At 69.4% G+C, this 9,457-nt stretch carries 9 protein-coding genes; 4 read left to right on the top strand and 5 right to left on the bottom strand.

The window, feature by feature from the left end; genetic code table 11:
• Positions 1 to 35: 35 nt before the first annotated feature.
• Positions 36 to 212, top strand: coding sequence for a hypothetical protein (locus AC08OU_RS18655; protein ID WP_476605412.1), 177 nt, complete (start codon positions 36 to 38; stop codon positions 210 to 212).
• Between the two features lie 227 nt (positions 213 to 439).
• On the opposite strand, the gene AC08OU_RS18650 is transcribed toward AC08OU_RS18655, so the two are convergent.
• A complete protein-coding gene (locus AC08OU_RS18650) occupies positions 440 to 1,255 on the bottom strand; it encodes a transposase (protein ID WP_476605410.1) in 816 nt (271 codons plus the stop codon).
• A 198-nt stretch (positions 1,256 to 1,453) separates the two neighbouring features.
• Positions 1,454 to 2,455 carry an alpha/beta fold hydrolase gene (locus AC08OU_RS18645; protein ID WP_476605411.1) on the bottom strand — a complete coding sequence of 334 codons (1,002 nt, stop codon included), beginning with the start codon at positions 2,453 to 2,455 and terminating at the stop codon, positions 1,454 to 1,456.
• A 905-nt stretch (positions 2,456 to 3,360) separates the two neighbouring features.
• Between AC08OU_RS18645 and AC08OU_RS18640 the strand changes: the two genes are divergently transcribed.
• A complete protein-coding gene (locus tag AC08OU_RS18640) occupies positions 3,361 to 4,011 on the top strand; it encodes a DedA family protein (RefSeq protein ID WP_476605409.1) in 651 nt (216 codons plus the stop codon).
• 418 nt (positions 4,012 to 4,429) lie between these two features.
• Here AC08OU_RS18640 and AC08OU_RS18635 read toward each other — a convergent pair whose 3' ends face one another.
• On the bottom strand, positions 4,430 to 4,768 hold the full coding sequence (locus AC08OU_RS18635) for a P-II family nitrogen regulator (protein WP_476601801.1): 339 nt from the start codon (positions 4,766 to 4,768) through the stop codon (positions 4,430 to 4,432).
• Positions 4,769 to 4,913: 145 nt separating this feature from the next.
• Between AC08OU_RS18635 and AC08OU_RS18630 the strand changes: the two genes are divergently transcribed.
• A complete protein-coding gene (locus tag AC08OU_RS18630) occupies positions 4,914 to 5,456 on the top strand; it encodes a YbhB/YbcL family Raf kinase inhibitor-like protein (RefSeq protein ID WP_462187224.1) in 543 nt (180 codons plus the stop codon).
• A gap of 67 nt (positions 5,457 to 5,523) precedes the next feature.
• Here the strand turns inward: AC08OU_RS18630 and AC08OU_RS18625 are convergent, their stop codons facing one another.
• The gene (locus AC08OU_RS18625; protein ID WP_476601800.1) at positions 5,524 to 7,575 is read right to left on the bottom strand and encodes a conjugal transfer protein TraC; all 2,052 of its coding nucleotides are present in this window, start codon (positions 7,573 to 7,575) and stop codon (positions 5,524 to 5,526) included.
• A complete protein-coding gene (locus AC08OU_RS18620) occupies positions 7,572 to 9,074 on the bottom strand; it encodes an SCO6880 family protein (RefSeq protein ID WP_476601799.1) in 1,503 nt (500 codons plus the stop codon). Before AC08OU_RS18620 ends, AC08OU_RS18625 begins: the two co-directional genes overlap by 4 nt.
• A gap of 178 nt (positions 9,075 to 9,252) precedes the next feature.
• Between AC08OU_RS18620 and AC08OU_RS18615 the strand changes: the two genes are divergently transcribed.
• Positions 9,253 to 9,457, top strand: a 205-nt coding sequence (locus AC08OU_RS18615) for a hypothetical protein (RefSeq protein ID WP_476605408.1), incomplete at its 3' end; no start/stop codon positions are given.

The following is a 9,457-nucleotide window of genomic DNA, read 5'->3' as shown; positions in this document are numbered from 1 at the left end:
CCGCTAAAGCAGGTGAATGTTTACGGTCGCAGGCGCTGTTCGCCTGCACCTCGTGTGGTTGGCAGGGGAACGCGGACACGAACGCGGCATTGAACATTCTCGCGGCAGGACAGGACGCAAGTCCCGGGCGTACAGCCCGTGTCGTGAACGGACGTGGAGCCACGGCGGTTACGTCGGGCTGCGAAGCGTCAACCACCCGGGACGCGGCATGACCGCCGCCGGGAATCCCTCGCGTTCACGCGGGGGAGGATGTCAACTGGCGGTCCCCATGGATGGCGGTGGTTTGTTGTGATCGGCAGTTCGTGATCCGTGATCTATGGGGGTAGGTAGAGGCGGAGCCGGTGTCCGGCGGCGAGCGTGTCGGTCAGTTCGCGGAGTGGGTGGGGCATCGGGGCGGTGGTCCAGGCCTGCCAGAGGCGTAGCAGGAGGCACAGCGGGGTCAGGCAGGCGCGGACCTGTCGGAGGTTGACCGGCCAGGACGGCGGTGTGCCGCTGCGGACCGGTTGCGGGCTGGGCTGGGTGTGGGTGGCTCGGTGGGGGTGTCGTGCCAGCACAGGCTGAACGCGCAGTTCACCAGGGTCCAGCGGCGGGCGATCGCGGTGGCGGAGCGGACCTGGAAGTCGGCCCAGCCCAGTTCGTGCTTGACCTGCTTGTAGTCCTGTTCGACCCAGCCGCGTAGCCCGTAGAGGCGGATGATCTCGTCGTAGCTGGCGGGTGAGAACGCCGACGTCGCCGTGGTGGGCAGGTCCGGGCGGGGCAGGGTGGTGGCCAGGTACCAGGTGCTGGTGGTTGGCCGGGTCGCCGGGTCGGTGGTGGCCACGACCAGCCGCAGTGGCCCGCCGATCCGGTACGGGCCGCCTCGGGAACCGATGTACTGACGGGACACGCCCGCGGTGGCGTGCCCGCTCTTGCGGTCCCCGGAGTCGTCCAGGATCAGTACCCCGCCGGGATGAGGCCGGGTGGCCGGCGCCGCCATGAGCAGCTCAACCCGCCGAGTGTTGATTTTCTCGTGGTCCCACGGCGACTCGGACAGAAACCACTGCAGCCGCTGGACCTCCCGGTGCTGCGCGCCCACCACCGGCTCCGCCCCGGCCAGACAGGTCAGCGTCTTGTTCCGGTCCCGCGGCAGCAGCAGACCGACCAGGTAGTCCCGGAACGCCCGCCGCTGCGCCCGGGAGGCGAACAGGCCATCCAACCGGGACGCGTACGCCTCCACCGGCGCCGGAGCCGGCGGGCACGGCAGCGGCTCTGTCATCACGATCACCTCCGCGGCCGAACCGCTCCTTCCCTACCCGACACAGCCAGACAATTCCCCGGCCGCCCATACATGATCAAACGATCACAACAAACCACCGATGGGCAGGGTGTGCTCGGGCGCACGGTTGTCCACAGACCCTACCGTGAGCCGGGGACAGCCGTGAGCCGGCGACGGGCCCGTTTAGCCGGGGACGGGTTATCCGAACCGGGCTGCGCGCATCTCGCAGATGTCGGTGACCGGCGGCGGGTACGGGGCGAAGCGCTGCGCGACCCAGGCGGTGAGGTCGGCCATCGATGCGCCGAGGACGGTGCCGTGGTCCGCGCCGGGGTAACGCCGGTAGTCCACGGTCGTGCCCTTCCGGCACAGCCCGGTGACCACGCCGTCGGTCACCGTGCGTCGGATCACCAGGTCGAGGTCACCCTGGAGAACGAGGGTCGAAGCCATCTTCCGCAGGGCCACCTCTCGCTGCCGGGCGAATCCGGCTGCGAAGGGCTGATGATCCAGAGGATTGACGGTAAAGGCGGTGTCGACGGACGTACCGATGCTCGCCCTGGTGAGGTCGGTGGCGCAACGGTCGCGGGCGATCGACAGCAGTCGCCGGCCGGTCGGGGTGAGCACCCGGTCCAGGTTGATCGTCCGGTCCTCGACGGACAGCCCGATTATCGCCAGCAGGACATAGGCGACCCCGTCGGTATTGTGCTGCAAGGTGGCGAGGGACGCCGGCAGGTCGGCCAGGGGGGCGGTTGCGACGACTCCCCGGATCCGTAGCTCGGGTGCGTAGGCGGCGGCAATCGCTCCGGCGGCTAACACCGCCTGGCCGCCCTGCGAATAGCCCCAGAGGACGATGTCGCGACCGGCACCGGTCGCCTTGAGGGCAGCGGCGGCGCGTGCCGCGTCAAGCACGGCCCTGCCCTCCGGCTCGGCAACGTAGATCGCGTGTTCGCCGGGACTCCCCAGTCCCGGATAGTCTGTGAGGGCCACGACATAACCGGCCCGGACGAGCGGAAAAGTCGAGGCGGCGGCGATCAGCGCGGGTCGTGCCGCCGACGGTGCACAGGCATCCTTGAGGCCCGTGGTGCCATGCCCGAACGCGACGATTTTTCGGCCGCCCGGCGGAACCGGAACGTTCTCCTCCGGAGCCAGGATTATCCCGGACACCGGAATGTCGACGCCCGGCGTCGTGTGGGACCGGTACATCACCCGCCACGCCCGGATACCAGTCGGGGCCGGCGCGACCACCTGACTGGACAGAATTTCCCCGCGGGTTCCCGGTGGTAACGATGCACCTCGCTCATCGGGTCCGCCGGCACTGATCGCGGGGGATGATCCGTCGTCGCCGCCAGCCCGCTTTCCGCAGGCCGCGAGGGGCAGCAGCCCGAGCAGGAGCCGGACCGCGAGCAGCGGGGTACGGACCGGACGGGAGGGGCATCGGTGCGCCCCGGCAGGGGTGGCCCCCGCAGCCGGTCGTGTCGGCCTCCCTGACTGCGCTGACTGCGTCGGCCGGGAGCGCGGGGGCCGTGGTGTTAACGCATCCGGCCAGGCCGGCGGGCCACTCGGATCATTCGGGACAACAGGCTGCTGATCCAAGCTTGGCCGCCGATAATGCACGAATTAAGCCTAATGAGGCACATCCGGCCATCGCGTCGGCGGTCCGCCTGGGCCGGCCGGATCTTGACTGGCGGTGGATCGCTTCGCTGGACGATTCGGGCACCTATGATCGGGCACCCATGAGGGACGTACCGGGCGTAACCGGACCTGCCGCAACCTGCCGGGACGTGCCCGGGACGTGCCCGGGACGCCGTGGAGCCACTCTTGCGGGTGCCCGGTGGGAGACGGAAGAGCGATCGATACCCTTACGGTGTCCTCAGGCGGGTGCGGTAGCGGTCCCTCGATGGTTGCCGCGGTCTCACGGACGTGTCCAACCCGTCGTCGAAGCCTGTCGGAGGCCCGCGATAGTGAATGCATTCGCGTCGAACACCCTCGCTCTCGGCCCTGGCGTCCTCAGCGCGGACAGCCTGGCCAAAGCGGGCCTGGCTGTCGTTCTGTTGATCGTCTTCGTGGAGTCCGGCCTACTGGTCGGGTTCTTCCTCCCGGGTGACTCCGTGCTGTTTACCGTGGGTATGCTGATCGCCCGCGACGAGCTTTCCACCCCGCTGCCGGTGGCGGCTGTCCTGATCGGGCTCGCCGCGGTGGCTGGCGACCAAGTCGGCTACCTGATCGGTCGAAGAGCCGGTCCGGCGTTGTTCCGACGCCCCGACTCGCGGCTGTTCAAACAGGAGTACGTCGAGCAGTCGCACGAGTTCTTCGAGAAATACGGGCCGCGGTCCATCATCCTGGCGCGGTTTGTTCCCGTGGTCCGCACCTTCACTCCGGTCATCGCCGGCGTGAGCCGGATGAACTACCGCATCTTCATCACCTACAACATTGTGGGCGGGGTGGTCTGGGGTTGCGGCCTCACGGTTCTGGGTTTTTACCTCGGTAAGATAGATTTTGTACGGAACAACATTGAGCCGATGTTGATTCTAATTGTCGCCGTCTCGGTGCTTCCCATCGCTTTCGAATTCCTCCGGGCCCGCCGTAGGAAGCGGGCCAGGAACGGTGCCGTGCGGGAAGGCTCCGCTGAATTCGGCAGGAGTGCCCCGGTCGCCGAGGAGGCTGCGACCTTCGCGGTACGGCCATGCCGCGGCGGCGGGCGTCACTCGGCTGCTCATCAACGTCAGACCCCGGGACTGAGCGAGACTGATCAGGACTGACCGGGGATGATCAAGACGACCGGGGCTGATTGGGATACCCCGGTGGTCATCGCGGCCGCGCGACGGTTACCTGTGATGCGGCCAAGTCGCGAGGACGGGTCCCGGCGGGCTCCGCACCGATACGGGGGGAGTCGGCGGGACGCCCGCCGGGGGACCCGTCAACCGTATCGGGTCAACGGGTCATTGTCGCCTCTCCTCGTCACCCAAAGGTGGGAACAGTCGCTGGTCGCACACCGAAAGCATCGTTTGTATGACGATCATCTCACTATTGGTGGGTGGTGTTGTGGCCTTGGGGGGCCATCGAGAGATCGCGGCAACCGAGCTGGTCACGGTCGGTGCAGTCTGCTGGTCGGGGTCGCCGTAGCCAGGTCGCCCTCGGTGCAGCCGGGGCGCCGCCGGACTCACGAGGCGTCCGCACTCACAAGGCGTCCGGTCCGCGTTCCCCCGTGCGGACGCGGGCGAGGGCGTCAACAGGAAGAACCCAGATCTTGCCGGCTCCGCTGGCCGCCGATCCGCCCGATCTCCGGATCACCTCGATGACGTCCTCGACGTCGGAGTCCGCGACGACGCATTCGACCCGCACGGCGCTCACCGACTCATCGTGGAAGGTCTGCCCGCGATATGTCTGGGTACGCCACAGTTCGATGCCGAATCCGGTCACCTGGCTGACCGTCATACCCTGAATACCGAAGGTCTCAAGGGCGGTGCGTACGTCATCGATGCGATGTGGACGCAGGATGGCGGTGACCAGTCTCACCGGGACCTCACCAGGTTGTCTGGAACCGCATGCCGACGGCCCGGCGCACCTCCGGGTGAGGTTTCATCGCGGAGAAGCGTAGAGCCGGCAGGTGACGGTTCCGTCTCGGGAATGTCATCGAATGGCGTAACGGAAGGAATGGTAGATGTCCCTGCTCGACCGCGGTACACCCCCCGACCCGTTCGACGTGCTGCCCGCCAAACCGCTGTTCACCGTGACCAGTACGGACCTCGTCGACGGTGGAGTCGTTCCGTCCGATCAGGTGCACACCAGCGCCGGGGGTGCCGACATCTCCCCACAGCTGGCCTGGTTCGGTCAGCCCGCCGAGACCAGGAGTTTCGTCGTCACCTGCTACGACCCGGACGCGCCCACCGGCAGCGGATTCTGGCACTGGGTCCTGGTGGGCATCCCCGCGGCGGTGACCGAGCTTCCCCGCGGCGCGGGCAGCGGCGACTTCACCGGCCTGCCCGTCGGCGCGTATCACGTGCGCAGCGACTGGGGCTCCAAGGCGTATGGCGGGGCCGCGCCGCCGCAGGGCGACGTACCGCACCGGTACATCTTCACCGTCCACGCGGTCGACGTTCCGGAACTAGAGATCAACGACGAGGTCTCACCGGCCGTCGTCGGCTTCAACCTCACCTTCCACACCCTCGCCCGGGCCGTGCTGCGGGTGACCTTCCAACGCTGACGGGGCCGCCCTGCCGGCGCGTCGAGGTCCTCAGGTGCCGCGCCCTCGGCGCGCCGCCCGGGGATCGTCAGCTGGTGGAGCTGGGGCTGGGCTCCACGGGCGGGTAACCGAACCCGCCCGTGAGGCCGGCGGCCCGTGGGACGGCCGGGCCGTCGACGAGCTCCCCGCTCCCGAGCTCCCCGCTCTCGAGTTCCCGGTTGTCGAGGAGTTCGTCGGCCATCCGGCGCAGCCGGCCGGGACCGAGATCCGGCGGGTCCAGCTCGGCCGGATCCAGATCGTCGGGGGTCAGGTTGGTGTCGTCGACCTCGCCGTGCATCTTCGAGCCGTTGAGCACCACGGGGATCTCCAGGTCGCCGACGACGTGCTCGACGTAGAAGGCGCGGGCGCCGATCAGCCACAGGGCGTAGCCCGGGTCGAGCCTGGGGAGCAGGTCGGCGGCGACATCGGTGAGCCCGAGCGCGGCCTGCGTGTCGGCGATCTGATCGGACGCCTGCTTGTAGAGGATCCGGATCGCGGTCTCGGCGAGCAGGCCCTTGGCGATCTCCACCGAGTCCGGCGAGGCGGACAGCAGGTCGGAGATACGGTGGGCAACGATCGCGTTCGCGCATCCCCACTGCCGGGCGAGCTTCTGCTGGGCGGACAGCCGGCGGACGAGGCCGGCGAACCGCATCAGCCGCCAGCACTCGTCGTAGACGACGTAGCGCTGCACGCCGTCCTGGCGCATGAGTGCCGCTTCCATCCACGCCTGCGCGCAGGTCATGATCAGGGCGATCATCTCATCGCTGCCCTGGACCCGCTCCAGGTTCAGCACGGCGATCGGACGGTCGAAGTCCAGCGGGGAGGTGGTAGGCCCGTCGAACAGACCGCCCAGCGCGCCGTGCGTGAGCCGGCGCAGGGTCAGCGTGGCATCCCGGGAGGCGTCGCGCAGCTCGGTCGCGGTCATCGGGAGGTTGACACAGTCCTCCTCGGTCGGATCCGTCATCGCCTCCAGCACGTGCGGCAGGAGCGGGGTTGCCCACCGGTCCGGGGACGCCCCGGTGATCTGCCGGGTCACGACGTCGAGAGCCAGGTCGACCGCGGTGTGCTCGGCCGGGGTGAGCGGTACCCCCTTCGCCGTCTCGATCAGGGACGACAGGAGTGCCGAACGAGCCCGCTTCACCTCACGGGCCCAGTCCTCGTCGGCGATGCCCATCGGACGGGGTGGGGCGTCGAGCGGGTTCAGCCGGGTGGCCATGCCGGGCCCGATGTAGGTGGGCTCACAGCCGAGGCGCCGAGCCAGCCGCGTGTACTCGCCCTTCGGGTCACAGGGTACGGCGGCCTGGTAGCCGAATGCCGCCCCCCGCGAGATCAGCGTCTTCAGCAGCGCCGACTTGCGGGAGCCGACCGCGCCGAACACGGCGAAGTTCGGATTCTCGATGACCTGCTGGCGGTACAGCTCGAAGACGTCGAAGTCGAACGAGTTCCCCGACCAAACGTGCCGACCGATGTACATGCCGGGCGCGGCCAAGCCGGAGTCGACGACGAACGGGTAGATGCCGGCGATCTGTGCCGTCGTCTCCATGTGCGCGGGAAGCCGCAGCTTGTGGAACGTCCGCCCGCCGAACGGCCCGAACAGCCGCGGCGGCTGTGCGCCCCGGCGCAGGGCTAGCTGGGCCCGGCGCATCGCCGCCTTCTCGGTGGCCGCCGCGGCCCGTTCCGTGCGCCGGCTGCGCCGGGGGGGCTCCGCGACTATGTGTCCCTCGCGCCGCCACCGCGGACCGCCGCCGAGGTCCACATAGCCCTCGGCGTCGCGTCCCGGGTCGTGGGACGTGGCCTCGTAGGCCGCCGCCTCGTAGCCGTCGGGGTCGTAACCGGCCTCGTCGTAGCTGGGCGGGTCGTCGAAGTCGCCGTCGCCGAAGTCGTCGAAGTCGCCGTCGACGCCCTCGTCGCCGGGGCCGCCCGGGCCGCCGGGGCTGCTGTCGGCACGCTCGGGGCGACCGGCCACGGCTCCACCGGCCGGATAGCCAGCCGGCACGTAACCGCCCACCGCATGGCCGTTGCCCGCATAGCCGCCGGTCGGGTATCCGCCGGTCGGGACCGGGTACCCGCGGGCCGAGGCGTCGTCGTGTGCTGAGCTCAAGAAACCCCCACCGCCAACGGTAGTGCTCCGACGCTGAAGCCCTGATCCTGCTCGCCGACGAGACGCACCATCTCCAACCGGCTGCGTGAGGCCAGCGTTTCGGCCTCACCGCAGGCATCGGCGAGCCCGTCGAGGTCGTCGGCGGAGACCGTGACGAAGCCGTGGAAGCGGAAGGCGCCGAATCCGGCGATCAGCTCCTGCTCGCGGCGTTCGACCTCGTCGGCCTCAGCCACGTCGCGCTGGGTGGTGACCTTCCCGACCTTGTCCCGCATCTGCTGTTCACCGAGGTGTGCCATCCGCCGTCGGTTTACCGCCTTCTCCGCCTTCCGGCCAGGCAGCGGCTCGACCACCAGTGAAACCGTCCGCCGACAGGTCGTCTCCATCAGCAGCGGAGCGAGGAACGCGGCAGGGGAGGGCACACGCGGCCAGCCATTGATCCAGTATGTCGTGTGGAAGCCGGAGTCGGTGCGGTAGTGGTCCCAGGCGGTGACGGTCCGGACCGGGCCCGCGACCGCCGGGTCGATGCCGGACGCCAACCCCTTCAGGCCCCCGGCGAGGTCCGTACTCGCACCACCCCGCGCGTCAATCATCTCGATCGAGTACGGATCGTAGGTGGTGCGGATGACCGCGGCGAGCGCCCGTGGCGGCAGCCATCCGACCGTGTTGATGGATGCACGGGCGAGAGCCGCCTCCATCGTGCGCAGTTCGCCGAGCAGGACGGCGCAGGCCGCCTGGTCACCGCCCCCGGCCCGCTGGATCGCGCGCCGGGCGTCCCTGGCCCGAAGCTGAAACGAGAGGTAGGTCTCGTGTCGCTGCGCCACCGGGCCCGCCGCGTCGATGACCTGCTGGTAGGCGTCGGCGGCCCAAGAGTCGTCGTGATGCCCGCGGACCCGCCAGTGCCGCTGAAGCTGGTCGCCGGAGTCGGGCAGCGTGCGTTCCAACCACTGGATGCGCGACAGTTTGCCGCCCCCGGCGGTCAGCCCGGCCAGCAGTTCCCCCCAGGCGTCCACCCTGGCCTGCTGGTCACCGGACTCCAGCAGGGCGAACTGGCTACCCTGCACCTGCAGGACGGCGGTGTAGGTCTGCTGCTTGGCATCCTTTACCACCGCCACGTACCGGCCGCCGCCGACCGGTACGGACAACATCACCAGCGACGACAGCGGCCCCGGAAGGACCGTTCGGCTGAGCTGGTCCTCCCCGGCACCCAGCCGGAAGAACGCGCCACGGAACACCGTTTCGCCCGTCACCTTCTGCATCGTGAAGCCGAAGAGGATCGGCACCCACTGGTCGAGATTACGATCCTCCACCCGGACGAACGCAACAAATAGGAGCATTACTCCCATCAGTACCCAGAGTGGGATGAACAGGCGTGGAGAGCGAAGTGCCCCGAGCACGCACAGCATCACGCCGATCATCAGGCCGAGCTGCGGCCAGCGCATGCCCAGCATGACTCCGCCGCGTTCCAGCGGTCCGAAGCGGTAACTGCGTTCCGCGATCATCGGCTACCTCGCTACCTCGCTACCTCGCTACCTCGCTACCTCGCTACCTCGCCACTCAACTACTCACGTGCCGCCGGTGCGGGACGGCGGCACCGCCGCCGTCATCTTCGGAGGCCGGGACGCCGACGGGGGCACGGGTACCCGCGTCGTGGCCTGACCGGGCCCGCGTGCCCCGCCCGTGACGGAACCCGGGCGCATCGTCCTCGTGGCGCCGACCGGCCTGGAATTGCTGCCGACCGTGACCGTCGCCCTGGTGGGGGTGGCGGCTCTTGCCGGTTGCCGGGTACTGCCACCGCCGGCCCGGGGCCGGCCGGCCGTCGAGCCGCGCACCGCGGCCGTGGCGGCACCCGTCCGGGAGGACGTGCCCGCCGGAGCGCCGAGGC

The sequence above is a fragment of the Frankia sp. CcMO1 genome, assembly GCF_977945845.1.
Note: the sequence above shows the minus strand (reverse complement) of the source record. Positions and strands in the feature narration are given on the sequence as shown.

Coding starts and splice junctions, on each gene's coding strand:
- AC08OU_RS18650 (WP_476605410.1), bottom strand. CDS start 1,255: ATGACAGAGCCGCTGCCGTGCCCGCCGGCTCCGGCGCCGGTGGAGGCG.
- AC08OU_RS18645 (WP_476605411.1), bottom strand. CDS start 2,455: ATGTACCGGTCCCACACGACGCCGGGCGTCGACATTCCGGTGTCCGGG.
- AC08OU_RS18630 (WP_462187224.1), top strand. CDS start 4,914: ATGTCCCTGCTCGACCGCGGTACACCCCCCGACCCGTTCGACGTGCTG.
- AC08OU_RS18620 (WP_476601799.1), bottom strand. CDS start 9,074: ATGATCGCGGAACGCAGTTACCGCTTCGGACCGCTGGAACGCGGCGGA.